Here is a 23,452-nt window from a genome sequence, read left to right as displayed (position 1 = left end):
CAAAGAGATGTTAAAAGAAATCAAAGAGCCTCAGCGGACCGTCTGCGGTGAAAGAATTCCGTTCGACAACATTCATGCGGTTTCCGTAAGCCTTCCTCAATTGAAGGATGTGATCGGCTATGAAGAAAAAAGGACGGAAACTCTTTCCCGTCTAAAATCGGGGTATCCTAGATTCGTCGCCCATTCCTATATCGCAAGAATTCTCGATTATAACCGCGAAACCGAAAAGATCGATACTCCTCAGTTCATCCTCTCCTCGAAAAAAGCCGGGGAAACCATCGTCCGAAAATTCGATATTCGAGACTTCAGAATTTTGGAGGATGAGGGGATCACGACTCTCGTAATTCCGAACGATGCGGATTTGGAAAAGGAAATTCTCGCTTTCATACAACATACCGGATGTCTCGCTTCCTCCCGTATGGCGGAGGATTTTCTCGTAAAAAAGGGAATTCTTCGGGAAGTATTCCGCGAAGACGCGGAAAAGGATTCGCCCGTCGAAAAGATCCTTTCCAAGCTATCCTCCTTTTCTTCGGAACAAAAACCCGAAATCCTACTTTCCGTTTCCGGAATGAACGGAATTTACACCGCTTTCGAATCCTTGGATCGGATTCGCAAAAAGGAAGGGAAAACGATTTGGATCCGTCTCGGTTGGTTGTATGTGGACAACATTCGAATTTTGGAAAAATACACGAGCGATTCGTATGTGATTCACGATGCCACCGACTTAGAGGAATTGGAAACGTTCCTACAAACGAATTCCGAAAAAGTGGCCGGCATCATCACGGAATGTCCCACAAACCCTCTTCTATTGGTTCCGGATTATCCTCGTCTGAAAACGATCGTGGATCGATATAAAATCCCGTTGATCGCCGACATTTCCGTCGCCGGTTCCGCCGTAATCGACGTACTTCCGTTTACGGACATAGTCGTGGAAAGTCTTACCAAGTTCGCGTGTGGAAACGGGGATTTGATGATGGGAAGCATCCTGTTGAACCGGAATTCGAAATGGTATTCGGAGCTTCTTCCCGTTTGTAGAGAACTGGTAGAAAAACCGTATCTTCGGGATTGTGAACGCCTCGCCTACGAGATCCGGGACTACGAACAAAGAGTTTTGCGTATCAGCGAAAACGTCCAAAAACTCGCGGCTTTTTTTATGAAGCGGCCGGAGATTAGAAACGTGTATTGGACCGGTTCGAAAAAATCCTCCGAAAATTTCTCCAAGATCGCGCGAATACCCGGAATTCAATCCGGGGTTTTATCGATCGAACTTTCGATTCCTTTGGAAAAATTCTACGATCGATTGGCATTGCTCAAAGGACCGAGTTTCGGAACGGAGTTCACGCTGAATATGCTCTACGTTTATCTCGCTCATTACGAATTGGCCACGACCGAAGAGGGAAAAAAATTCCTAAAAGAAAACGGATTGGATCCAAATCTGATTCGGATCTCGGTCGGAACCGAAAATCCGGATCTTTTGATCGAAGAATACAGAAAAGCCCTGGAAAACTAAGCCCGCCCGGTGGAATTCTTTTTCGAAAAGGGAGTTCGTTCGGAAAATCCCAAGATTCTTATTTTTAGATCAAATCGACGCTTAACGGAATTCTAATCTTAAAGTTGGTTCCTTTTTTTGCGTCGGAGGAAAAGTCGATCTTTCCTTTGAGTTGTCTCACGAGAATGTTCACCAACTTCAAACCCAAAGACGTCGTCTCATCCAGATCGAAACCGGAAGGCATTCCGATTCCGTTGTCTTCCACGATCAATTCGAGCGTTTCGTTCACTTTGGAAAGTGAGATTTTTAACTCTCCGAGATCTTTCGCGTTCGTTTTCGCGTCCGAAGGAAAAGCGTACTTTAAAGAATTCGAAACGAGTTCGTTTAATATCAAACCGATCGGAATCGCGCGATTGACGTTGATGTCTAGGGATTCCAGTTCCGTTTTGAGAATCACCGAATCCGATTTTCCGTAAACTTGAAACAACTGATTCAACAACTTTTCAATGTAAATCGAATACTGAATCTTTCCTAGATTTTCGGACTGATACAATTCTTCGTGGATCATCGACATCGTTCTCAAACGATTTTGACTTTCCTTAAACACGGAAAGGCTTTGTTGATCTTCCACGAAATCCGATTGCATCGACAAAAGGGACGAGATCACCTGCAGGTTGTTCTTCACCCTATGATGAATTTCCTTAAGCATCACTTCTTTTTCTTCGAGCGAAAGTTGAAGTTTGCGTTCCGCACTTTTGATTTCCGTAAAATCCAAAAGAGTAACGATCACACTCGACAATGTGGATTCGAAACCGGGCGGTACGGACCAACGGATTTTAATATCCAACCTCGTATTGTCCTGAACTCGAAATCCCACTTCCACTTCGTAAAAATAGGATTGTTCTCGGATCTTTCTTAAAACTCTTCTAAAAACCTTGAAGTTGTCCTGGCTAAAAAAACGTTTCCAATTTTTTACAATGGTTTCCGCCGAATCAACCCGCAAAAGATTGACCGTCTCCTGGTTAACACCCGTTACTCGAATAGAATCGAAACAACGTTGGACGAAATCGGGATGTGTTTCGACGAAATCGGTAAATTCGTCTCCTTGTAGACTTTCCGGAAGCGAATCCAAAACTTCCTTAAGCCCCGAGTAATCCGCTTCAATGATCGCGACCGGAAGATTTTCGAAAAGCCCCATGTATCGGATCTGACTTTTTTCCAAAGCCGAACGGGCCTCGTTTTTCTCGCGGATTTCCTCCCTAAGGATTTCGTTGGATCGAAGAAGTTCGCCCGTCCTTTCCTTAACTTTCGTTTCGAGATTCTGATGTGATAGCCGCAGTTGATTCTCCGCTTCCTTTCTTTCGTTGACGATACTTGCTACGAGAAGACTTGTGATGGACAAAACCGCCACGAAAGACTGCAGAAGAATATAAGAAGTGTTCATCGATTCCGCATAAAACTGCGGAGAGCCGGAGATCGTTCCCAGGATTGCGATCACCGAAGATAACACTACGGCCAGACTGCTCGCGCGTTCGCCCAAACGGAACGCGGCCCATAAAATCAAAGGGATAAGAATATAACCGAGAGGATAGCTGATCGATAATAACGGAATCACCAAATCGAAGGAAGCCAAAGAAAAAAACACGATGAGGATCAGTAATACGGAGGTTTCTAAAATTTCCCAGATTTTCGGACGCGAATATTTCCCCCGAAACCAAAACAGGATAAAGGGTGCTCCGATATAAACACCGAGCGTATCTCCCGCCCACCACGTGATCCAACTTTGACGGACGGCGCTTTCGTCGATCGCATTTAAAAAATAAAGCGAGGCCACCGATCCGGTACAACTGATCGCGCAAACGAGCGCTTCCAGACAGATAAAAAGAAAAACATAACGGGTTTGATCCGAAATTTTACAACCCGGTATTTTGGAAAAAAGCACCTTCTTTCCGACGTAACATTGAAGCGAAGAGAACAAAGCGATCAATAGACTTAGATATAAATTTTTTCCGGGATCGATCCACAAACCGGAAAACAAATCCACACCCGAATTGGAAAGAAAGGAAGCGATTCCGACTCCTAAAATGGAATAACCGCCGAACAACAACGCAAGCCCCAAAGCGGCGCCCGATGCGGGCCAAATCGCGGAAGCGTATCCGGGATGAATGGCCGTATTCCTTCCGATTTGTGCAAGAACATAATAGATCGAACCGGAGAAGAATATTATTCCTAAGGTTTTTATTATTTCTTTGAAACGAAGAGACAAAATCGTCGATCCTTGTTAAGTTCGTTTTAAAATGAGAATCGAAGAACTCCAATTCTCTGACCAGCCTTTTATGATGTTCGAAGAGGGATTCCATCCTTACGGAAAAATCATTTTTCGAAATCCGGTTGATACGATAGACGCATATAAACCTGAAGAATTAAACGCTTCGCTAAACAAAATCGATTCCTATCTCAAGAAAGGTTTTCATGTGGCCGGGTTTATTTCATACGAGGCGGGCACTTTCTTTTCCGGTATGAATTGGAAAGAATATGAAACAGTTTTACCACTTTTGCGTCTGGCCGTATTTGAAAATCCGGAAAAGATCCGAGACGAAGGAAAGGATTATCTCCGCAACTTCGGTTTTTACGTAACCCGTCGCCCCGAAGAATCCGAATACTTCCACAACCTCGACGAAATACGAAAACGTCTTTTCGAGGGAGAAATTTATCAGATCAACTATACGGACAGAATCGATTTCGATTTCGAGGGAGATATATTATCATTTTATAAAGTACTTTCGGAAAGACAGCCGGTCCGTTTCGGATCGTGGATCCGGACCGAAACCGCGGACATTCTTTCCTTTTCACCGGAACTTTTTTTCGAAAAGAAAAACGGAATCCTAATCACCAAACCGATGAAAGGAACCTATCCGCGAGGCAAATCCCCCGAGGAAGACGGGGCAAACAGGAAACTTCTGCAAGAGTCCGAAAAGGAAAGAGCGGAAAATCTTATGATCACCGATCTCATGCGGAACGACCTCGGAAAGATCAGTAAAACGGGAAGCGTTTCCGTAAGCGAATTATTCTCCGTGGAAACCTATAAAACGATCTATCAAATGACTAGTACTGTTCGTTCCGAACTTTCGGAATCGGTAGGTTGGTCGGACATTTTTCGGGAGCTTCTTCCGGGAGGATCCGTCACGGGCGCACCGAAACTAAGGGCGATGGAATTGATCCGTACTTTGGAAAAGCCGCGCGGAATTTACACCGGAATCATTGGAATCATCGAACCGAACGGAAACGCCGCGTTTTCGATCGCGATCCGCACTCTGGAAATTCGAAACGGCAAGGGTTCGATCGGAGTCGGTTCCGGAATCACTTGGGATTCCGAGCCCTTGCGGGAATGGTCCGAAATCTTCGAAAAGGCGAAATTTTTAACGGAAACGCGGAACGGATTCACCCTTTTCGAAACAATTCTTTATAAAAATGGAATATTCTATTTCCATAAAGAACATTTCGAAAGAATCTCGAATTCCGCGAAGACGTTCGAATTTCCGTTTTCCGAAAAAGAATGGAACCGAACCTTAGAAGAACTTTCCAAAAAAATTCCGAAACGAAAACCGTATCGAGTTAGGATCGATCTCTACCCTTCCGGAGAATTTAAAACCGTTTTGTCCGAGTTGGCACCTTACCCCAAAAAGGGAAACGTAACGATCAGCCGACTCAAAACCGATTCTTCGTCAATTTTCCGAAGACACAAAACGGGGCTCCGCGAAACGTACGATAGGGAAGGAAAAAAGTCGAGGGAAGCCGGCTTTTTGGACGTGATATTCGTGAATGAAAAAAACGAAATCGTGGAAGGAAGTATCGCAAACGTTTTCGTAAAAATCGGAAAAGAATATTATACCCCTCCGATAGAATCCGGAGTTCTTCCGGGAGTTTATCGAAATCGACTTTTAAAACGAAAGGGTTTTCGCGAGAAAAAAATTTCCGTATCCGAAATGAAAAATTCGGAATCCGTTTTTCTTTGTAATTCCTTGCGCGGAATACTCAGGGTCGAAAAAACGATCGACTCCACCTAACCGAAAACTACGGAATCTGGTTGCCTAAAACGCCGGGATTTCTAAACTTTTAAGCATGAGAATTTTTCTCGGGATTTCCGTTCCGGAGGAAGTAAAAGAACAACTTGTGAGAATCTGTTACGGTTTACCGGATATCCGTTGGGTTTTACCGGAAAACTTTCACGTAACCTTACTTTTTTTAGGAGAACAATCGAGGGAGCAAGTGGATGTCGTATCCGATTTTTGTTCCACGATCGCATCTCCTTCGTTTCGCCTGAATCTACAATCCGTTGGCACTTTCGAAAAACAGAAATCTCCTTCGATCCTTTTCGCAAAGGTCCTTCTTAACGAGGAGCTCGTTAAATTGCAAAAAAAGTTGGATTCCGGAATTCGGAAGTTGGGATTCGCGCCCGAACGACAGGAATATCGTCCGCATCTCACGCTGGGAAGATTCAAAAACTCGAACGGTTTACGAGTAGCCGCTTATCTCGAGGAATTTTCCGGTTTCACTTCTTCCGAATTCTACGTTTCGGAATTTCATATCTACTCGTCTCGAACTTTCTCCGAAGGCCCCGTCTATTCGATTGAGGAATCTTTTTCTCTTTTACCGTCTTACTAAAAACATGAGGAAACGGGTTTGAAAGATTTTTCCGATTTTTTCAGAAACCCTCGCGTATGGGACCGGGAAATCGTCGCCGTAGGCGGCGACCTTTCTCCGGAACGTTTATTGTACGCGTATAAAAACGGAATTTTTCCCTGGTCTGACCAACCGATTCTTTGGTACTGTTTGGATCCTCGCGGAATTTTCGATCTTGAAAAACTTCATATCTCGAAACGGGTCAAACGAAAGATCAATCAAAGACAATATAAGATTACCTTCAACCGCGCCTTCGAACAAGTAATGCGCTGTTGCGCATATCGTCCCGGCGAAGAAACTTGGATCACGGACCTTTTTATCCGAGGATATACCGAGTTCCACAAACTCGGTTATGCACATTCGATCGAAGTCTGGGACGAAAACGGCGTGTTAGGCGGAGGCGTTTACGGAGTCGCAATCGGAAATTTTTTCGCGGGCGAATCCATGTTCTCTTTCGTTCCGGATTTCGGAAAGATAGGTTTGTATCATTTATTCGATGTTTTGAAGAAGGACGGTTTTACGTTGTTCGATACGCAGCAACTAAACGTCGTTACTTTAGGTCTGGGCGCGTATCAAATATCCAAAAACGAATATCTTAGAAGATTGGAATCCGCAGCGGCCTCCGGAAAAAAATGGAGTCCGCCTCGTTCTATTCCGTAAAAAAACGTATTTACTTTTTTACGGAGGATGTTGCACTTCTCAGAATCAATCAAACTATTTCAATAGGAAACTCTAAAATGACCCTTTTTAAGAAAATTCTTGTCCAACTTTTAATCGCGGCTTTCGTTTTCACCGGATTTGCGGCTCTTACCGCCCAAGAACCGAACACCGAAGCTCCTGCGGAACAAACCGAAACTCCTAAAGAGACTAAATCGGAAAAGAAAGGAAAGAAATCTAAGAAATCCAAAAAAGCCAAAAAGGCAAAAAAAGCTAAGAAAAAATCCAAGAAGGAAAAAACAGAAAATAAAAAAGAAGAGGCTCCTTCTACCGAATCCTCCGCTCCAGCTGGAGAAGAACAGTAAGATTCCTTCGCCTATCTCGTCGAGATAGGCGACTTCTCTTCCGCTCCCCTTTTTTTGCGGCGCACCCTCCTTTTGATTCCTTCTAAAATTTGATTGACTCTTTCGATTTTTCTCTTAGTTTAATCCAGCCTTTACACCTACCGGGTTTCCCGGTAAAATCACAAAAGAGGATTTAGAAATGTATAAAAACCTCGCGGATATGTTAATACAGTCCACCGAGAAATTTGGAGATCGACCCGTATTTTGGAGCAAAGGAGAAGATAAAGAATTCCATCCTACTTCCTACAAACAGCTGTACGATATGGGAATTGCACTTGCAGAATCTCTAATTGACTTAGGACTCAAAGCCAGAGAACACGTCGCTGTTCTTGCGGACAACCGATTGGAATGGATAATCACCGATTACGCGGTTCAATTTTCGGGAGCGGCAAACGTCCCGAGAGGCACCGACGTAACAGAGTCGGAGCTCGAATACATTCTCAATCACTCGGAAGCAAAGATCGTATTCGTGGAAAACGATAAGATGCTCGAAAAGTTCAACAAGGTAAAACCCAAATTGAACAACGTAGAAACCATCATCGTAATGGATAAGGCCTCCTCCGCAAAGGGAAAGAATATCCATAAAATCTACGATCTCATCGAGGAAGGAAAAGCGCTGAGAGCCAAAGGAAGTAAAAAGGCAGAAAAGCGGATCGAGGATATCAAACCGGACGATCTATTCACCTTAATTTACACTTCCGGAACCACGGGAATGCCGAAAGGTGTTATGCTCATGCATTCGAACATGATCCATCAGATGATCTACGTGGTTCCGATGCTTTTGACGAACATTAAGCAGACGGATAGTATGCTTTCCATATTACCGATTTGGCATATATTCGAACGAGTAAACGAATATGGCGCCATTTCGAGCGGAATTCAGACTTACTACACCAAAGTATCGGATCTAAAAAACGACCTGGCAAAAGCGAAACCTTCGTTTATGGCTTCCGCGCCGCGTGTTTGGGAGAGCGTTTATACGGGAATTTACAATAAGGTAAACGATCCGAAACAGACTCCTCCGATCAGAAGGGCATTGTTTAAACTCGCTTACTTTTTCTCCAAAAACTACAACGCTGCGAGAAGGTTTTTAACCGGCCTGGAAGTGGATTACGAAAATCGCAATATTTTCAAGTCCCTTGCCATCGGAATCAAATCTTTGATCGTTCTGCTTTTAACCGGACCGTTCACCGTTACCGCATTGAGTTTGCTCGCATATTTGACGCTTCCGGCGTACGGAGTACATTTACCGAGCGCGCTCTTCTTTACCGTCGCGGGATTAGGTTTGATTTTTAATGCGAAGACCTTGGACGCGATCGTTCTTTCCAAGATACGCCAAGCGACTGGCGGAAGATTGAAAGGATCCATGTCCGGAGGAGGCGCTTTACAATCGCACGTCGATAACTTCTTCAATGACATCGGAATGTTGGTTCTCGAAGGATACGGAATGACGGAAACCAGTCCGGTAATTTCCGTGCGTCCTTTCGTAAAACCGATTATCGGTTCCGTGGGTTTTCTCGTTCCCAAGTCGGAATTGATGATCAAAGACGATAACGGACACGTGCTGACGCATATCAACGACCAAGGACAGGTTCTCGCAGGTAAGCTCGGTCAAAAAGGAGTCGTTTTCGTTAAAGGACCTCAAGTGATGAAAGGATATTACAAAAATCCGGACGTTACGAAAAAGACGATCGTGGACGGTTGGATGAATACGGGAGATATCGGGTTCATAAACTTTAAGAAAACGTTAACTTTGACCGGAAGAGCCAAAGACACCGTCGTATTGTTAGGCGGAGAAAACGTTGAGCCGGTTCCTATCGAAAACAAAATGGACGAATCACCTTATATCAAACAGTCGATGGTGATCGGACAAGATCAAAAAGTTCTCGGAGCGATCATCGTTCCCGACGTCGAACAACTGAGCGCTTGGTGTAAGGAAAACGGACTCGATTCGGCCGCGATCGACGAACTGATCAAAAATCCAAAAGTGATAGACTTCTACAAAAAAGAAGTCCGTAGCTACAACAGTACGAAAACGGGATTTAAGTCTTTCGAGCAGGTACAACACGTCATTCTCACCAAAAAGCCGTTCGAAGTCGGTGATGAATTGACCAACCTTCTCAAGATGAAACGCCACGTGATCACGGAAAAATACAGCAAAGAAATCAAAAAGGTCTACGACAAAGACTGATTTCGGTTTTCTTTCGTATTTTGCCTAAAGGCTCGGAGATCTGCCTCCGGGCCTTTTTTATGATATATTATATTTATTTAATATAGTCCTCGCAACGAGAACGAGGAGCTTATTCGCAAAAATAAAAATCGTTTCGATTTGCGAAGAAACTAAAAACTTTAAAAAGATTCGATCCTTCGAACACCGGGAACAATCTCCCGGCCTTGTAATAAAATCGAAGGATCATGTAAAGTTAGAATTTTGGTTCCTTTTTCGCTCACGATTCGGACGTAATCCAGAAAATCCCGATTTCGTTTTAACGAAAAAGCGGCCTCTTGCGGAAGACCGATTCCTTTTTTACATTCTTCGATCAGATAACATTCGTCTCCGGTAAATAAAAATCCTTTTCCCGAAGAAACGACCCATTCCAATGCCTGCGATCCGGGAGTATGCCCGCCCGTAAACAAAATCCGTAAATCCGGAAGTAATGAAAACGTTCCGTCGAATGAATGAAGTCTACCGGTGGAATCCGCAGATCGGATAAAACTCGCCTGATTGGGAAAGTAGTTTTGTTTTTTCAAAAGATCTAGATCGTGATTTTGGATATGAATCTTCGCCGAAGGAAAAAGAAAAATTCCGCCCGCGTGATCGAAATGAAAATGGGTAAGAACGATATCGGTGATTTCTTTGGGATCTATTCCGCATTTTTTTAAAAGTTTAACCGGATTTTCGAATTCGAGAAATCCGAATTTTTTTCGATACGATTCGTTGATGAAACCGGAATCCACAAGAATATTTTTTCCCGGAAAACGAATGAGATAAAAAAGATATACTATTTCACGATTTCCTCTTTCTTCTTCCACGTTTAAAAAACGATCCGGATAAGAACTTCTTCCGTAAGAGAAGACATACAAACCGAAATCGGATTTGCAGTTATTGGAAGAGATCGTTTCGGAACGATCGGCGGTTCGATTCGATTTTTGTCCGATACAACTTATCGAACTTACGATCGAACAGGAACAGACCAAAACCGAAAAGAAAACCGATTTCATTTTAAACTTTCGACGGGACCGCTTTTCACCACGGAAAGTCCTTTCTGAACCGGCGTTCTGAATTGCATTAGAATTCCTTTATGTAAATGACCCGGCAAAAGCATCCACTCCTGTAAATTCTCGAGCGATTGAACGTTATAATGAAGCGGATAATCCACGGGGATTTTTTCTCCTTCGGGCGCTCCGTATTCCTCCTTGGTGCCGTTCTGCATCGTACGCAATACGACCCCTTTTTCGTCGGTCGGCAAACTCAATAGGTTATCTCGAAATCCCGGAGTATAAGAAAAATAATCCTCGATATTGGAAAGATAAACAACTCGGATCGGAATATTCAAACGCGCCGCACGTTCCGCGATCGAACGCATACTTTTTTCCGCGTTGATATCTCCTTTTAAAATCTGAATTCTACCTTGAAGAACCATATTTCGAATATAGTCGTATTCCTCTTTGGAATGAATGAAGGTCTTTAGACCGAATCTTTGCGAAGTCCTATCGAGTTCGTTCCATCGTTGGGGAATATCCGACTTACCGCGGTGTGCGATTTCCCAAGCCTCTTTGATCGAACTCCACTCCGGGTCGGAACTCCATTCCCTTTTGAGAAGTTCTAAGGATGACTGTTTATTTTTCCTGGACCAGAGATCCCTATATTCTTCCGGAGTGGCAGCGGTTTTAAAGAATAAGATATGAATCCGATTGATCAAACAAATCGTATAATCAAAATCCATCAACCAAGCGTATTTACTTTTCGCCCATACGATGAACGTAAAATTCTGATCCGTTCCCGCACCGAGATAACCGCCTTCCAAATCTTCGATATACGGTTTAAAAAGGTCGATTCTCAATTCGTTCGAAGCGGGATAATGTCTACCGCCTAAATCCTTGGAATCGAAATCATCCGTTTTTAACGGCGCCAGAAAAAGACGCTCCTCTTCCCTTAAGGGAGGAACCGCCCAAGGATTACGCGGAGTTTCGGTCTTACAATAAAATACGAACAACAAAAGTCCCGAAACGAATACGGGATTTTTTTTTGAATGAAACATAAACGTGATTACTTCGAGTTAAGTTTATACCAGTTCAGCCATTCGTTCCGAGAATAAAAGTTCTTTCCTGTGATCGAAGAAAGGGAACTCATTAAAAGTTTCGCACTGGCCGCGCGATCCTCTTCCAGAATCCGTATCAATAAAGGAATGCTGGACCGTTCTTTTCTTTTTCCCAATTCCGAAATCGCCACTTGTTGAAGCGCGACGTTTTCCTTTTGTGCGAACGTTTCCAGGATATTTCGCGATTCTTCTCCTGGAATTGCGGAGATCGCAGGAATCACCACGGAAGCGGAATTGGGATTTTTTTCCGCGATTTCCGCCAAAACGGGAAGAGCCTTTTTCGAACCGAGGGATCCGAGCGCTTCGATCGCCATCGACGCAAGTTTTGGATCCGAAGATTTGGAAGCTATGGACAAATCCTCGAAAGCGTCTAATGCTTGTAAGGCGCCCAGCGACCAAGCTGCGCCGTATCTCCCTTCTCCCGAACTTTCGCGTAAAACGGAAATCAACACGGGAATACTTTTTGTATCTCCCAAATAACCGAGCGACTGAGCGATGATTTCCCGATCGGGAAGTTTGGAATCAGACAACTTCTGTTCGATGGATACACGCGCCGGAGTGTAACGGATTTTTCCCAAAACCAACGAGGCCGGCGCGATCGAATCCGGAAGATTTTCCTCCAAGATCTTAAGAGCACCGGGCCCGGTCATTGAAGAAGGAATTTCCGATAATACATTGGAAGCTCTAAAACGGACATCGCGGTTGTTATGTTTTAAAATCGGAAGTACGGTCGGAATCGCGGAAGCATCGCGGATTTCGATCAAAGCCAACATACAATTCTCACTACCCTTATCGAAATCTCCTCCGAGCCCACGAACCAAAATGGGAATTCCGTTTTTGCCGGAAATCCTTCCCAAAGCAAGGTAAGCTGCGGCTAACGTGGGAGAACGCTCGGTGGTGCTCGCCAATTTAATCAAATAAGGCTCTGCGCTTTTTATCTTGAGTTTACCGAGAGCCATCGCGTAAGTTTTCGCGAATTCAGGATCCTGATTTTTTTGGGCAAGATTCAATATATCGTTTCCGGAGGATTTTGCCCCAATGCGGACTAACGTATCGACCGCGATCAATCTTAAAGTGGAATCGGGCGATTGCAAAAAAGGAAGAATGGAATATGCCGCGTTCGGATCCTCCATTCTCGCCAAAGATTCCATCACGATATCGGGAGAAATACCGGAATTCACATCGAACAGTTTTACGATTTCGGATAAGGAAGCTCGATCTTTCAAAGTCCCCAGTGCGATTGCCGCCGTGCTTCGTACCGCAGGGTTCGTTTCCTTTTTCAAAACTTGCCGGATAAAGTTCAAAGAAGGCCTGTGGTTACGATTCGCCAATTCTAATATCGCCTGCGCCTTTATCTGAGGGTTGGAGGAGGTCGATTCTTCCAGAATCTGTTCGAGAGGGATTTCTTTTTTATCTTCGGGAACGGGCAAAAGATCGGGGCGCGGCGGCCCTCCACATCCCAGAAGAATAATCAAAAAAAAATAAAATAATTTCATGTCGTTTCCTTATAAAAAATTTTTTATATTCTAAATTCTGAATTCGATTAGGATTTAGGGATTAAACTTTGGACCTGTTTTAGTTGGGAAAGTTCTTTTTTCCAAATCGCCAAATCCTGATTAGCCGTCGGAATCTGCGCCGCGTCCAACTTTCCCTGTTGAATCGTATATTCGATAAGCTGAATGCGCGATTCCAATTCCTCGATCTTATAATTTATGTAGGCCAGCTGTTCTTTCGGGTTTACGCTCGATTCGGAGGGCGCCGATTTCGGTTCGTTTCCGGGTTCGGCGTATTTTCCTAAAGCGCGGTTGATCGCGTTTTTCGTTTCCACGTTAGACACACTGTCTAATCTGTCCCGAGCTTCCTTTTCCTCCGATTCGCTCAAAGCGGGTTTGAATTCGGAGGGAATATAAATATTCTTCGGGTAACGAGCGATGAAATCGGTCCATTCTTTGCGGATCTGTTCCTTTTCTTCGGGGGTTTTCCTGGGTTTAAACGCTTCCGGCCATAACCGTTTCGCCTGTCCTTCCAAATCGGGATCTTCGTTGAAGGGATGAGGAGCATCCGGAAAATACGGATCCATTTCGGAATAGTATTTCGTTTTTAGGACGGTTTCGCTTTCCTCGAGCATGGACAAGGATTCTTTTTTTTCATCCTCGGGCCAAAAAAGCAGAAAAAGCATTAGAAATATTGCAAGTAATAGCGTTACAAAAAAGATCTTTTTTTTGAATTCCATAAGCGGTTATAAAATAAAAAACGCCGCCTCGGTTAAAGGCGACGTTTTCGCGTTGTTTTTCTCTCTCCCACATGATCGGGAAAGAATTCGATTTTAAACGAAAATCCCGATTACCCAGGAAATGAACTGTCCGAAAATCGTATCGGTCAGGAATCTCTTCAAGTCGATCGGATTTCTGTTTAAACTGTCGTAGTACCAAGCGGTATATTCGCTCACTTGCGCCAGATTCAAGCCATAACGTGCGTTGATGACTTTGATCAGCTCGTTGGCGAACACCGAATGTCCGTACATATTCGGGTGTACTCCGTCCAGACCGAAAACTCCTGGTTGGTTCGGTAAAGGCCAGTTTGCACGGGCATAACCGGGACTCCAACCGGAAGGACTTTTTACCTGGCGACCGTTTTCTTTGATATCATCGAAAACGACTTTCAGATCAGCAACTGCGAATCCCATCGCCGCACCTTGAGCCTTAACTTCGTTGTTCAACATAGTTAAGAAGTTCGTAATGGTTGCTACTTCACTCGCGTCCAAAACCTGATTCGGATCGGAAACCGAATTCCGGAAGAATGCCTTCAGTCCGGTATAATTCGCTCTTCCTTGAGGATCTCTATAAGGCTCCAAAAATGCGATCGCGGTAACGTTCGGAATCGTGAAAAGCACTCCGCCTTTCAAACTTCCAATCGCGGCCAAACGTCTCATCACTTCACGGATGTCCCTTTTATAACGAGCCTCGTCCAAACATGCTGTCGTAGTGGAAAGCGCAGTACAAAGAACATGGTTCGCGGCAACGGTTCCAAAAAGAAAAGAAGGTCTGACTTTTTCCATGATCTGAATCTGGGTTCCGGAATCCCGAAGCCCGAATTGATGGAATTTGTCAGGTTCTTTGCAATCCTGAACTTGAACCCAGCGATATGTATACCAATACCAAGTCGCCCAGTACCAATCTTTCTCCCACTTAGTCGCGGTGATATCTTCGCATTTACCGGAAGTTCTTAAAACGGAAGTATATTCCGCACCCGTAATTCCAGCATGCGTAGGAAGACTTACCGTCGAGGCGTTTCCTCCGATGATGGAACCTGCGATACAGAAGACTCCGCAATCGCCTTTAAGAACGTCTTCCAAATTGATATAAGGTCCTTTCAGAACGTTATACGAAACGGAAGATCCGGCTTGTTTACTGACCAGAACCGGGTAAGCCCAATCCTGAGTTTTTTTCTCCACTGTAGCGCCGAAAAAACCGTGGCTCAAAGAGTCGCCGATCACCGCAGGCTTTGCAAACAATTGCGCCTGAGTTTGTGCGGATATGGATCCCGCAGAAATTCCGAGCACAAACAGAAGAGTCGCCATCAAATTAGCTTTTTTCATCTTTCACTATTCTCCATTTTTCAATTGGCGCGGGAGAACGAACCTAATCCGAAAAGGACCCATCTCTCGTTCTTCTGCCGGCCCGGGTTTTTGCCCGAACCAATCCTACGTCTGTAACGAGCAGTCAGTCAACTTGAATTAAGAAATATGAACGGACGCCGATAAAAAATTTTCGATTTCCCATAACGTTCGATATAAAACGTTTTTCAAAAACAAGAACCTCTCAATCCATTTTGATACTTTGTTAGAAAATCCGAACTGCACAATACATCCTCGAAAAATTGAAGACGAATCTCTTGAAAATCGATTCTAGCATAGGAACGGAGTCGATTTACGGATACGAAAGCGAAACAGAATCGCGGGCAATTAAGAAACATAACGCGTCGTTTACTCCGTCGCGCTCATTGGAATTTCGATTTTTTATAGCGAAATTCCGAATTTATACAATTTTTCGTTTCGAAAAAATGTTATGTTCTTCTTATGAATACGACATCAAATCCGAGAATGCAGGTTTACGACTTTCCACATCGTGGCATCAGAAACGCTCTATCAATCTGGATTCTGGAAACGGGAAAGACCGACTTTCAAAATCAAAACGAATGGGATCGATTGACCGATCTTTGTTTCGAGATATTTAGGCTTCTCGAAATTCACGCTCGCGACGAGGAAAACGTAAGCCTGAGACACCTTTCCGACATCGATCCGGCTTATTCCGAAAAGGATCTTCAAACACACGCCAGCTTGGACAATCAAATCTCGGGAATCAGGAAAAAATTGATCGCCATAGGCAACTCCGACCTTTTATTAAGAAAGGAATTTAAGAATGAATTTTACAATTCCCTAATACGATTTCAGACCGCTTATTTAATCCACATGGAAGAAGAGGAAACGAAGACACAACCCTATCTTTGGAAAGAATTCAGCGATTCACAACTCGAGGATCATCGAAAAGAAATTATGAACGCCCTCTCCAAGCAGGATTTAATATTATGGATTCGTTATGTTTTACCGACACTCCCATCGGAAGAAAGGGAAAAATTCGAAATTATGACGCGCAAATTATTGTCCTAAAACCGGGAAAACATTGATTTTCCCTCGGAAAAAGAATATAATTGACCGAGTTGATTATGGATTTCGAACCGATTCTACACGACTGGATCTCCCAAAAGGAAAGTTCCGAATATTCCGTTGTTCCTGAAGAATACTGCGTGCTCGGAGTTCAAGTGCGAGGCAGAATCAACGTATACCGGGAAAATTCTTTTCAAACCTTGGATTCCACCGGAATCACCGGAATTATGACTCGATCAAAAACCTTCCGATCGGAAAAGGATACGACTTCGTTTCTGATTCGTATTCCTCCGTTTTTACTCGCGAGTCATATTAAGATTCCAATGTCCGAAATCGTGGATCAAAGCCTTTCGTTGGAGGATATTTTTCCTATAAGCGAGGTTCATAATCTGCGTGAAGATTGTATTCTGGAATTCCTGGAAGGAAAAAAACCGGGCTGGGCGTGGAATCGATTCAGATCCGAGTTACGGACTTTCAAAGAAGAGCCAAAATATCTTCGCGAATCTATAAAACGGATCCGCTTACAAAACGGAGAAACTTCGATTTCCTCTATGGCTTCGGACTTGGGAATCAGCTTAAGTAAATTAGAAAAAGATTATAAACTTGTATTAGGACTTTCTCCGAAGGAATACGCCTGTCTCGTGAGATTCCGTAAGGCCGTCGATCTTAAAGTTAAATCGTCCAACTTGACCGATCTTGCACATCGCGCAGGGTATTACGATCAGGCTCATTTCATCCGTGAATTCAAAAAACGGACCGGAAAAAGTCCAAAATATTGGTTCCGCTCAAACATAAACGTCGAGACGGAAGAATCTTGATAAGTTAGAAAAATAAAATGTTTTCTGCGTTGTCTTTTTTTAGGTAACCTTAAATAGGAAAAGCCGGAGAAAGACCCCGGCTTTTCGAGATAAATCTTAGAAACGATCGGAACCTCAGTCCTTATCTTTTTTCTTCTTCTTTTTGGATTTTTTCTCGGACTTATCGTCCTCTTCTTTGTCTTTTTTCCTTTTGGATTTTTTCTTATCTTCCTTATCGTCTTCGTTCTTTTCTTTTTTCTTGGATTTCTTTACTTCGTCTGAATCCTCTTCTTTATCTTTCTTTTTCTTTTTGGATTTTTTGGAATCGTCATCTTTATCCGATTCGTCTTGTTCCTTACTTTTCTTTTTACGTTTCGATTTTTTGTCGTCGTCCGCGTCCTCGTCTTTATCCTTTTTTTTCTTGGATTTTTTCTCTTTTACATTGGAATCATCGTCGCCGTCATCTTTACTTTTTTTGGATGTTTTCCGTTCCCCGTCTCCTGCCTTTCCGGGTTTCGCCCTGCAATAAGCATCGACGGAAACTCCGTCCTGTCTCGTATAACCGCTGACCCAAGTACAATCGTCGTTTGCGTTGCAAGAGGAAGAAGAAAGTCCCTGACAAACGCTGTCGGCGGACAACGAACCTGTAGTTCCAAAGCCGAGCAGAGCGACGATGGCCGCGACGAACGCGGATCGAAGAAATGGATTCATACGCATAATATCTCCTAAAAGATTTGTTTATTAGTTATCGGTGATATTGTTCCTATGCGTACGTTTATCAATAAATTTTCGAGCGTGTTTACGAACTTTATGAAGGGATCGAAATCGGGAAGGCTACAAGCAACTTTCGAAGATAAAAACGCAGAATTTCGAATATCCGGTCCTGAATGTGCCGTTTACGAATCTAAAACCGTTAAACGGAAGACGAAGTATAATCCGGTTTTACGGCTTTTGCGATCACTTCAAAGTGTTTGGTTCTGGGAAAAAAATCCACCAGAACGAGATCTGATAATTCGTAGCCGGTTTCCAAAAGAAAGGCAAGGTCCCTGGCTAAGGTGGTATGATTGCAACTGGAATACAAAAACGAATCCGGTAGATTTTTTGCGATCGTATCCAATACTTTCCCGGACAAACCGGAGCGCGGCGGATTTAAGATCCAAAACCGAGAATTTAAATCCTCCGAATCGGACACGGATTCCGTTTCGAGATCCAAAACGGAAAACCTATGGAACGTCGAAACCGAACTTCGATTTAAACGCGCGTTTTTCCCCGCCTGTTCCACAGACTCCGGGGAAAGTTCGTAACCGCTCCAAACCTCGCATTTGGATGCGAGGGCGATCGAAATCAATCCAGATCCACAATAAAACTCTAATATTCTATTTTGCGAATGCGAGACCAAGTCGTATATTTTTTCCAACCAAAGCGGAATCAAAAAACGATTTACTTGCGAAAAACCTCCCGCCGGAATCTCCCATTCGATCTCGACAGGATCCGGAACACGGATCGTTTCCTTGAATTTTACGGATTCGTTGCGATATTGGACCACCCGTTTTCCTTCCATACGATACGACAACGTCTCCGATTTGGAAACCGACGAAGATCTGTTTTTCTCCCGGCTCGAACGTTTTAGGATGGTGTCGTTCATTTCCTTCGGAAGATTCAAACATCCGTTAGGCGGAAGCGCAACGATCGAATGGGAAAATTCTTCGTAAAACCCTGCGATACGTTTCGAACCCGAAAAACCTAACCGAATCTGCGCCGTGTTTCTGTAACCGATCGGATCCGCACACAGGATTTCGATAGGCGGAATCGAAATCCCTTTTTTCGAAAAAGAACGTTCCAGGGTTTCCTGTAAAAGAAACCGTTTTACCTCGAGTTCCGTTTCGTAATCGATATGACGATACGAACAACCGCCGCATCTAGGGTAAGCGGCGCAATCGGATGTAATTCTCTTCGGGGAAGTTTGAAGGAATTCCGACGCGATTCCCCAATACAACGTACCCTTTTTTTTCGAAACGATCGCTTCGACTTCTTCTCCGGGAATCGCATTCTTAAGAAAAAAGGTAGATTCCTCCGTGTTAGCGATCGAGTAACCGAGATTAACCCAAGCGCGTGGGGAAAGAGAAATCTTCTCCGAAGAAAACTCGGTTTTCCGTTTTCGAAATCGGTTTTTATGTCCCGCAGAACGTCGATTCATTTCTTTTTGAGGCCGGCTCCCAGGAAATACGTCGAACCGGGAGCGCAAAGAACAATTCACCTTGACACGGGGGGGTTTTCCCACGGTAAAGTAATTCCGTCAGGAGAAGTGGCTGAGTGGTCTAAAGCAGCGGTCTTGAAAACCGTCGTGGTAATCCCACCGTGGGTTCGAATCCTACCTTCTCCGACAACCTTTGGAGACGTGCCTGAGTGGCCGAAAGGAGCAGTTTGCTAAACTGTCGTACGGGTAACTGTACCCAGGGTTCGAATCCCTGCGTCTCCGGATTTTTGTTTTCATTCTATCCTACATTTGGAATTCTCATCCCATGTCCTCTGAGCGGTTCAAAACCCAGGAATTTTTACAGGAAACCCTGAGAATTTTACGAAGTGAAGAATTCCCAGGCCAGGTCGCGGCCCTTTCTTATATTCCTTTTTTTGGATGGATCTTTCTTTGGTTTTTCCGGAGAACGCAGAAGTTCGCTTCGTTCCATATTCTGCAAGCGATGAAACTGAACGCCGGTTTTATCGCGATCTATTCGGTCGTTTGGTTTTTGCGGGAATTTCCGGTCGTGAGTTGGGTTTTATCTCTGATAAAGGTGAATCCGATCGTAACCGATTTTCTCAGTTATATTTCCTGGATCGCGTTTTTAGGTTATTCCCTTTTGGGAGCCTGGAAAGCGTATCAGGAGAAAGAATACACGTTGCCTTTTTTTCCGGAGATGGAGAATGAAATTCAAAGAGTTTTTAAAAAAATACGAACCGGTTCTCCGTAACGCACCGGAAACCGCGGAACGTTTTTTCAAATCCGAAAAGTTTCTGGTTTATTTGGTTTCCCTTCCCCTTTTCGGAACTTGGTTGATCGGATTTACGTTCTTTTGGGATAATCGGACGGTTCGAAAACATTCCGGTCTTTCCTTTCTCAACTTTCTTTATTTTCTTACATTTCTTATGGGAAGCGTATTCGTTTCCTGGATTCCGGTGGCCGGTCCGTGGCTCGGCCACTTGGTTCATTTATCCGGGATTTTGATTTATCTGGGAATCTCCGGATTACTGCTATACAATTACACAACCGGAAAAAAGATTGCACTTAGGATTCCTGAGGAACATCTTTCTCGTTTGGAATCTTATATCCATTAAATCGATACGCGCCCATAGCTCAGCTGGATAGAGCGTCTGACTACGGATCAGAAGGTCGGAGGTTCGACTCCTTCTGGGCGCGCCACTTTTTTTGTTTCCTCAACGTTCCCTAAAACTAAAAACTCGATCCAAGACGGCGAGCTCTTGGAAAGAAAAGCACTTCTGTTTTCAGCGTTTGGATTTCTGAGAATCCGAGCTTTACTGAGGAATGATTCGGAGTTCCGACCATAAATTTCCCGAAATCAAGTTTATCGTCCGGTTTTTGTAGAACGCTTCGGAAATCCAAAGATCGACTCGTAAATGATTCCAAAGAATCGGGCGGGAAAAAGTATCCGCCTTTCAAAAAAGTTGGGTGAGAGTTCCCACACGAAAAATCATACAAAATAATAAAAAATCGTGCAGTACGTATTGACATTAAGACTGAGTCTCATTTACTCTGTAAAAGACGACAAAGCGGAGAGTTAGAACGAAGATGGATAAATGTCACTGCGCACAAGTAGCCTTTGAAACGATCGTAGAAACCGCCAAAACCGAGGGCATTGACTATCGGGAAATTATAGAGCGCGTCAATGCGGGAAATACTTGCACCGCCTGCAAATCCTACCTAATTGAGTACTGTGAATCCAGACTCGAACTCCTCCAAACCGCATAAACAACTGATCACCGATTCTCTGTTCGAGGAGGTCCTACGCCAGGCAAAGACCTCCCCTCGAGGACGTTCCAACCACAACTTTCACGAGCTTTCGGAAGTTTATCAAAGATTTCTCAACGTACTAACCGAAAACACGTACGTCCAAGCTCACAGACACAAAACCCCGCCGAAACCGGAAACATTCCTAGTTTTAAAGGGAACTTTAGGTTTCGTACTGTTTGACGAACAGGGCCACGTATCCGAAACATATCGTCTCGACGCGGAAGGTCCGGTTTACGGAATCGACGTCGCACCCGGAGTGTATCATACTTTGGTTTGCCTTTCTCAACACGCGATTTGTTTTGAAGGAAAATCCGGTCCGTACGATCCGACCACCGACAAGGACTTTGCCGAATGGGCCCCATCCGAATCCGATCCAAGTCGAATACAATATCTCGAATCGCTCCGAAAACTTTTCTAAACCGAATCGATTTTTTATACCGATTTCTTTTTTTACTTTTCTATCCGAAGATCCTAGTTGCAATCTCCGTGATCCGGTTCGTCAATTCATTTCATCGAAGTGCGTCATGTCTTATCCTGTGAAATACGGTCATTACAATTTAATTCCCGATTCCCTTCCGTCCGAAAGCGAATTCAATCTCAAATTGAGACCGATGGATTTACGGGTTCATTGGAAACGTTGTTCCCTCACCGCCGATTATATTTCCGATTATTGTTCGATTCAGGAGAAACTGGATCCGGATTCCGCGTACACCATCTCCATCGTGTTAAACGAACTCATCGAAAACGCGGCTAAATTTTCCAAGGACAGAAAGGGAGAAATCCTTTTGGAAATAAAATACTATTCCGAAATGTTAAAAATCGAAATTAAGAATGAGGCGGACGAAACTTCCAAAAAGAAATTGGAAGAATCCATCAAACGTTTGACCGATAGGAACTCGGATCAAATTTATATCGATAAACTCAAACACCACGAAGAAACAGGGCAAAATTCCGGAATCGGTTTATTGTTGTTATCGAAAGATTATCCCGTGCGATTGGGTTTTCTGATCGATAAAACGGAAAACCTAAGATACGAAATTACGGTTCGAGCGTATTTGGATCTGCGGGAAGCGGAACGCGCTAAGCTAAAAATCCAAAATCCTTAAAAAGTGGGAATGACTTATTCCAAAGTCGTTTTAATCTCCGGTCGCAACTTTTTCAGATTATCCAAGAACTTAATCTGCCAGTAACGATCCTTATTCCCTTTGAATTCCACATTACCGAAATTCTTCTTATCATAACCGGCGACAAAACGCGAAAAACTTGCGATTCCGGCGCTGTTTAAATGATCTAAATTTCTAATATCGATGACGGCTTTTCCACGCCCGGAATTTTCCAGAGCGGTTTCGATCAACGTAATGATCGGCTCGTATTCTTCGACGTTCAGTAGACGCAACGTCCCTGAAACGTTGATTCTTCCCCGATTTTTTTCCATCTCGACGGAATAATCTTCTTTTGAAATTTCCATTCTGCCTGTTTGCCTGAAACTGATTTATATAACGAAACGATCATACCCTAATTCACCGAAAATGAAAAAGGTATTTCCCGGTTTTCCTTCGAAAACCGCGCACAGACCGAACGACTCGGATCGATTCCGCAGGATCCGAAAATTCTCCTCTCGAAAAACGCGTTACGAGAAAAATAATTTCTCGCAGAGTTTTCTGATTTTTTCCGAATTCCAGAGCCTTGCCCGGGGAAAAGGAAGGATTTTTCCGGTTTCGTTTCGATTCTCCCGTTCCCGAACATCCGCTTCCTTTATTTTTAAATTATGTCGTTTCTCAAAACCGATCTCTTTTTTCCCCATTGATAGTACTTTCGGATTCGCAGACCCCGATCTTCAGAAAGCCGGGAAAAAAAATAGGACCTTTCTTAAATTCTTCTCTTTTTATATGAGGATCGATCTATGATAAAGAATAAGCCCGTAACGCGGGAGAACGGAAAAAACGACGAGAAGGTTCCGAAAAAAACCGCGATCGCATTTTTTGGGAATTCCAATGTGAAAACTGTTGCCACATTCCTTCCCTTGAGAAGACTATATGAGATCGCGGGAATTTGCCCCGCTTCTATAAACACTCCTGGAAAGATGCTTCTATGCCCGAGTTTGATTCGATCGACCTTATGAATTATGCAGTCTACGGGAACGAACAAGATCCCGAATGGACTGATATACGGAACTATATCAAGTCCAGCGCTTCGGCACAAAAGGAATTGGAAGAACTGAAACGCTCCATTCCGACGAACGTGAAAAAAAGAAGAGAGCCGTTGCGGCCTCAAGATCTGGGAAGAGAGAGAACGTATTCCCAAGAATCCGCTTCCGATACGAGAAATCCGAATTCTCCGGAAGAAAAAAAGAAATGGTGGTCTATTTTTACGGGGGAATAAAATAACTCCCCTCGTTATTCCAGTG

At 43.8% G+C, this 23,452-nt stretch carries 22 protein-coding genes and 3 tRNA genes; 16 read left to right on the top strand and 9 right to left on the bottom strand.

All coding sequences use genetic code 11. The features are described from left to right. The first annotated feature begins 7 nt into the window (after nucleotides 1-7). Nucleotides 8-1,510 carry a PLP-dependent transferase gene (locus tag EHQ17_RS18610; protein ID WP_135593581.1) on the top strand — a complete coding sequence of 501 codons (1,503 nt, stop codon included), beginning with the start codon at nucleotides 8-10 and terminating at the stop codon, nucleotides 1,508-1,510. Between the two features lie 64 nt (nucleotides 1,511-1,574). Here EHQ17_RS18610 and EHQ17_RS18605 read toward each other — a convergent pair whose 3' ends face one another. Beyond that, a complete protein-coding gene (locus EHQ17_RS18605; RefSeq protein ID WP_135593583.1) occupies nucleotides 1,575-3,755 on the bottom strand; it encodes an MASE1 domain-containing protein in 2,181 nt (726 codons plus the stop codon). A 31-nt stretch (nucleotides 3,756-3,786) separates the two neighbouring features. Between EHQ17_RS18605 and pabB the strand changes: the two genes are divergently transcribed. The 5 genes from pabB to EHQ17_RS18580 all read left to right on the top strand — a co-directional run bounded on the left by pabB (nucleotide 3,787) and on the right by EHQ17_RS18580 (nucleotide 9,424). Then, nucleotides 3,787-5,556: an aminodeoxychorismate synthase component I gene (gene pabB / locus EHQ17_RS18600; protein WP_135593585.1), complete on the top strand. Its 1,770-nt coding sequence runs from the start codon at nucleotides 3,787-3,789 to the stop codon at nucleotides 5,554-5,556. A 55-nt stretch (nucleotides 5,557-5,611) separates the two neighbouring features. Further along, on the top strand, nucleotides 5,612-6,154 hold the full coding sequence (gene thpR, locus EHQ17_RS18595; RefSeq protein WP_135593587.1) for an RNA 2',3'-cyclic phosphodiesterase: 543 nt from the start codon (nucleotides 5,612-5,614) through the stop codon (nucleotides 6,152-6,154). A gap of 18 nt (nucleotides 6,155-6,172) precedes the next feature. Further along, a complete protein-coding gene (gene aat, locus EHQ17_RS18590) occupies nucleotides 6,173-6,832 on the top strand; it encodes a leucyl/phenylalanyl-tRNA--protein transferase (protein ID WP_135593589.1) in 660 nt (219 codons plus the stop codon). Nucleotides 6,833-6,909: 77 nt separating this feature from the next. After that, nucleotides 6,910-7,194: a hypothetical protein gene (locus EHQ17_RS18585; RefSeq protein ID WP_135593591.1), complete on the top strand. Its 285-nt coding sequence runs from the start codon at nucleotides 6,910-6,912 to the stop codon at nucleotides 7,192-7,194. A gap of 178 nt (nucleotides 7,195-7,372) precedes the next feature. Continuing rightward, complete coding sequence (locus tag EHQ17_RS18580) at nucleotides 7,373-9,424, top strand: AMP-dependent synthetase/ligase (protein WP_135593593.1); 2,052 nt, start codon at nucleotides 7,373-7,375, stop codon at nucleotides 9,422-9,424. A gap of 158 nt (nucleotides 9,425-9,582) precedes the next feature. Here EHQ17_RS18580 and EHQ17_RS18575 read toward each other — a convergent pair whose 3' ends face one another. From EHQ17_RS18575 to EHQ17_RS18555, 5 genes are all read right to left on the bottom strand, one after another. After that, complete coding sequence (locus tag EHQ17_RS18575) at nucleotides 9,583-10,455, bottom strand: N-acyl homoserine lactonase family protein (RefSeq protein WP_135593595.1); 873 nt, start codon at nucleotides 10,453-10,455, stop codon at nucleotides 9,583-9,585. Next, nucleotides 10,452-11,495, bottom strand: coding sequence for an LIC_10091 family lipoprotein (locus EHQ17_RS18570; RefSeq protein WP_135593597.1), 1,044 nt, complete (start codon nucleotides 11,493-11,495; stop codon nucleotides 10,452-10,454). Before EHQ17_RS18570 ends, EHQ17_RS18575 begins: the two co-directional genes overlap by 4 nt. 8 nt (nucleotides 11,496-11,503) lie before the next feature. Beyond that, nucleotides 11,504-13,051 carry a HEAT repeat domain-containing protein gene (locus EHQ17_RS18565; protein WP_135593599.1) on the bottom strand — a complete coding sequence of 516 codons (1,548 nt, stop codon included), beginning with the start codon at nucleotides 13,049-13,051 and terminating at the stop codon, nucleotides 11,504-11,506. Nucleotides 13,052-13,098: 47 nt separating this feature from the next. Then, the gene (locus EHQ17_RS18560) at nucleotides 13,099-13,788 is read right to left on the bottom strand and encodes a hypothetical protein (RefSeq protein ID WP_135593601.1); all 690 of its coding nucleotides are present in this window, start codon (nucleotides 13,786-13,788) and stop codon (nucleotides 13,099-13,101) included. 93 nt (nucleotides 13,789-13,881) lie between these two features. Then, entirely contained in the window at nucleotides 13,882-15,153 is a 1,272-nt protein-coding gene (locus tag EHQ17_RS18555) for a hypothetical protein (RefSeq protein ID WP_210412898.1), read from the bottom strand. Between the two features lie 480 nt (nucleotides 15,154-15,633). Between EHQ17_RS18555 and EHQ17_RS18550 the strand changes: the two genes are divergently transcribed. Further along, nucleotides 15,634-16,224 (top strand): hemerythrin domain-containing protein, encoded by a 591-nt coding sequence (locus EHQ17_RS18550; RefSeq protein ID WP_135593603.1) that lies wholly within the window; start codon nucleotides 15,634-15,636, stop codon nucleotides 16,222-16,224. A gap of 41 nt (nucleotides 16,225-16,265) precedes the next feature. Further along, nucleotides 16,266-17,039 carry an AraC family transcriptional regulator gene (locus tag EHQ17_RS18545; protein ID WP_135593605.1) on the top strand — a complete coding sequence of 258 codons (774 nt, stop codon included), beginning with the start codon at nucleotides 16,266-16,268 and terminating at the stop codon, nucleotides 17,037-17,039. Nucleotides 17,040-17,153: 114 nt separating this feature from the next. On the opposite strand, the gene EHQ17_RS18540 is transcribed toward EHQ17_RS18545, so the two are convergent. Both EHQ17_RS18540 and EHQ17_RS18535 read right to left on the bottom strand, forming a co-directional pair. Next, nucleotides 17,154-17,729 carry a hypothetical protein gene (locus EHQ17_RS18540; protein ID WP_246057618.1) on the bottom strand — a complete coding sequence of 192 codons (576 nt, stop codon included), beginning with the start codon at nucleotides 17,727-17,729 and terminating at the stop codon, nucleotides 17,154-17,156. A 202-nt stretch (nucleotides 17,730-17,931) separates the two neighbouring features. Next, nucleotides 17,932-19,215: a class I SAM-dependent RNA methyltransferase gene (locus EHQ17_RS18535; protein ID WP_135593609.1), complete on the bottom strand. Its 1,284-nt coding sequence runs from the start codon at nucleotides 19,213-19,215 to the stop codon at nucleotides 17,932-17,934. Nucleotides 19,216-19,317: 102 nt separating this feature from the next. Between EHQ17_RS18535 and EHQ17_RS18530 the strand changes: the two genes are divergently transcribed. From EHQ17_RS18530 to EHQ17_RS18495, 7 genes are all read left to right on the top strand, one after another. After that, nucleotides 19,318-19,401 (top strand) — tRNA-Ser (locus EHQ17_RS18530). 9 nt (nucleotides 19,402-19,410) lie between these two features. After that, nucleotides 19,411-19,497: transfer RNA gene (locus EHQ17_RS18525), tRNA-Ser, on the top strand. A gap of 43 nt (nucleotides 19,498-19,540) precedes the next feature. Beyond that, nucleotides 19,541-19,987: a magnetosome magnetite crystal formation protein family gene (locus tag EHQ17_RS18520; protein WP_135593611.1), complete on the top strand. Its 447-nt coding sequence runs from the start codon at nucleotides 19,541-19,543 to the stop codon at nucleotides 19,985-19,987. Beyond that, nucleotides 19,941-20,351, top strand: a complete 411-nt coding sequence (locus tag EHQ17_RS18515) for a hypothetical protein (RefSeq protein ID WP_135593613.1) — start codon at nucleotides 19,941-19,943, stop codon at nucleotides 20,349-20,351. The genes EHQ17_RS18520 and EHQ17_RS18515 overlap by 47 nt, the downstream gene beginning before the upstream one ends. A gap of 8 nt (nucleotides 20,352-20,359) precedes the next feature. Next, nucleotides 20,360-20,436 (top strand) — tRNA-Arg (locus EHQ17_RS18510). Between the two features lie 523 nt (nucleotides 20,437-20,959). Then, the gene (locus EHQ17_RS18500; protein ID WP_210412899.1) at nucleotides 20,960-21,463 is read left to right on the top strand and encodes a WbuC family cupin fold metalloprotein; all 504 of its coding nucleotides are present in this window, start codon (nucleotides 20,960-20,962) and stop codon (nucleotides 21,461-21,463) included. Nucleotides 21,464-21,569: 106 nt separating this feature from the next. Then, a complete protein-coding gene (locus EHQ17_RS18495; RefSeq protein WP_135593621.1) occupies nucleotides 21,570-22,151 on the top strand; it encodes a slr1658 superfamily regulator in 582 nt (193 codons plus the stop codon). Nucleotides 22,152-22,165: 14 nt separating this feature from the next. On the opposite strand, the gene EHQ17_RS18490 is transcribed toward EHQ17_RS18495, so the two are convergent. Further along, nucleotides 22,166-22,513 (bottom strand): slr1659 superfamily regulator, encoded by a 348-nt coding sequence (locus EHQ17_RS18490; protein WP_135593624.1) that lies wholly within the window; start codon nucleotides 22,511-22,513, stop codon nucleotides 22,166-22,168. A 623-nt stretch (nucleotides 22,514-23,136) separates the two neighbouring features. Here EHQ17_RS18490 and EHQ17_RS18485 point away from each other — a divergent pair. Then, a complete protein-coding gene (locus tag EHQ17_RS18485) occupies nucleotides 23,137-23,427 on the top strand; it encodes a hypothetical protein (RefSeq protein ID WP_135593626.1) in 291 nt (96 codons plus the stop codon). The last annotated feature ends 25 nt before the right edge of the window (nucleotides 23,428-23,452 follow it).

Origin of the sequence: Leptospira gomenensis (genome assembly GCF_004770155.1) — a bacterium.
In the GTDB taxonomy this organism is placed as follows: domain Bacteria; phylum Spirochaetota; class Leptospiria; order Leptospirales; family Leptospiraceae; genus Leptospira; species Leptospira gomenensis.
This window is presented reverse-complemented; position numbering and strand designations above follow the sequence as displayed.

Coding starts and splice junctions, on each gene's coding strand:
- EHQ17_RS18490 (WP_135593624.1), bottom strand. CDS start 22,513: ATGGAAATTTCAAAAGAAGATTATTCCGTCGAGATGGAAAAAAATCGG.
- EHQ17_RS18555 (WP_210412898.1), bottom strand. CDS start 15,153: ATGAAAAAAGCTAATTTGATGGCGACTCTTCTGTTTGTGCTCGGAATT.
- EHQ17_RS18575 (WP_135593595.1), bottom strand. CDS start 10,455: ATGAAATCGGTTTTCTTTTCGGTTTTGGTCTGTTCCTGTTCGATCGTA.
- EHQ17_RS18565 (WP_135593599.1), bottom strand. CDS start 13,051: ATGAAATTATTTTATTTTTTTTTGATTATTCTTCTGGGATGTGGAGGG.
- EHQ17_RS18585 (WP_135593591.1), top strand. CDS start 6,910: ATGACCCTTTTTAAGAAAATTCTTGTCCAACTTTTAATCGCGGCTTTC.
- EHQ17_RS18495 (WP_135593621.1), top strand. CDS start 21,570: ATGTCTTATCCTGTGAAATACGGTCATTACAATTTAATTCCCGATTCC.
- EHQ17_RS18550 (WP_135593603.1), top strand. CDS start 15,634: ATGAATACGACATCAAATCCGAGAATGCAGGTTTACGACTTTCCACAT.
- EHQ17_RS18580 (WP_135593593.1), top strand. CDS start 7,373: ATGTATAAAAACCTCGCGGATATGTTAATACAGTCCACCGAGAAATTT.
- EHQ17_RS18610 (WP_135593581.1), top strand. CDS start 8: ATGTTAAAAGAAATCAAAGAGCCTCAGCGGACCGTCTGCGGTGAAAGA.
- EHQ17_RS18485 (WP_135593626.1), top strand. CDS start 23,137: ATGCCCGAGTTTGATTCGATCGACCTTATGAATTATGCAGTCTACGGG.
- thpR (WP_135593587.1), top strand. CDS start 5,612: ATGAGAATTTTTCTCGGGATTTCCGTTCCGGAGGAAGTAAAAGAACAA.
- EHQ17_RS18515 (WP_135593613.1), top strand. CDS start 19,941: ATGAAATTCAAAGAGTTTTTAAAAAAATACGAACCGGTTCTCCGTAAC.
- EHQ17_RS18540 (WP_246057618.1), bottom strand. CDS start 17,729: ATGAATCCATTTCTTCGATCCGCGTTCGTCGCGGCCATCGTCGCTCTG.
- EHQ17_RS18535 (WP_135593609.1), bottom strand. CDS start 19,215: ATGAATCGACGTTCTGCGGGACATAAAAACCGATTTCGAAAACGGAAA.
- pabB (WP_135593585.1), top strand. CDS start 3,787: ATGAGAATCGAAGAACTCCAATTCTCTGACCAGCCTTTTATGATGTTC.
- EHQ17_RS18520 (WP_135593611.1), top strand. CDS start 19,541: ATGTCCTCTGAGCGGTTCAAAACCCAGGAATTTTTACAGGAAACCCTG.
- EHQ17_RS18570 (WP_135593597.1), bottom strand. CDS start 11,495: ATGTTTCATTCAAAAAAAAATCCCGTATTCGTTTCGGGACTTTTGTTG.
- EHQ17_RS18560 (WP_135593601.1), bottom strand. CDS start 13,788: ATGGAATTCAAAAAAAAGATCTTTTTTGTAACGCTATTACTTGCAATA.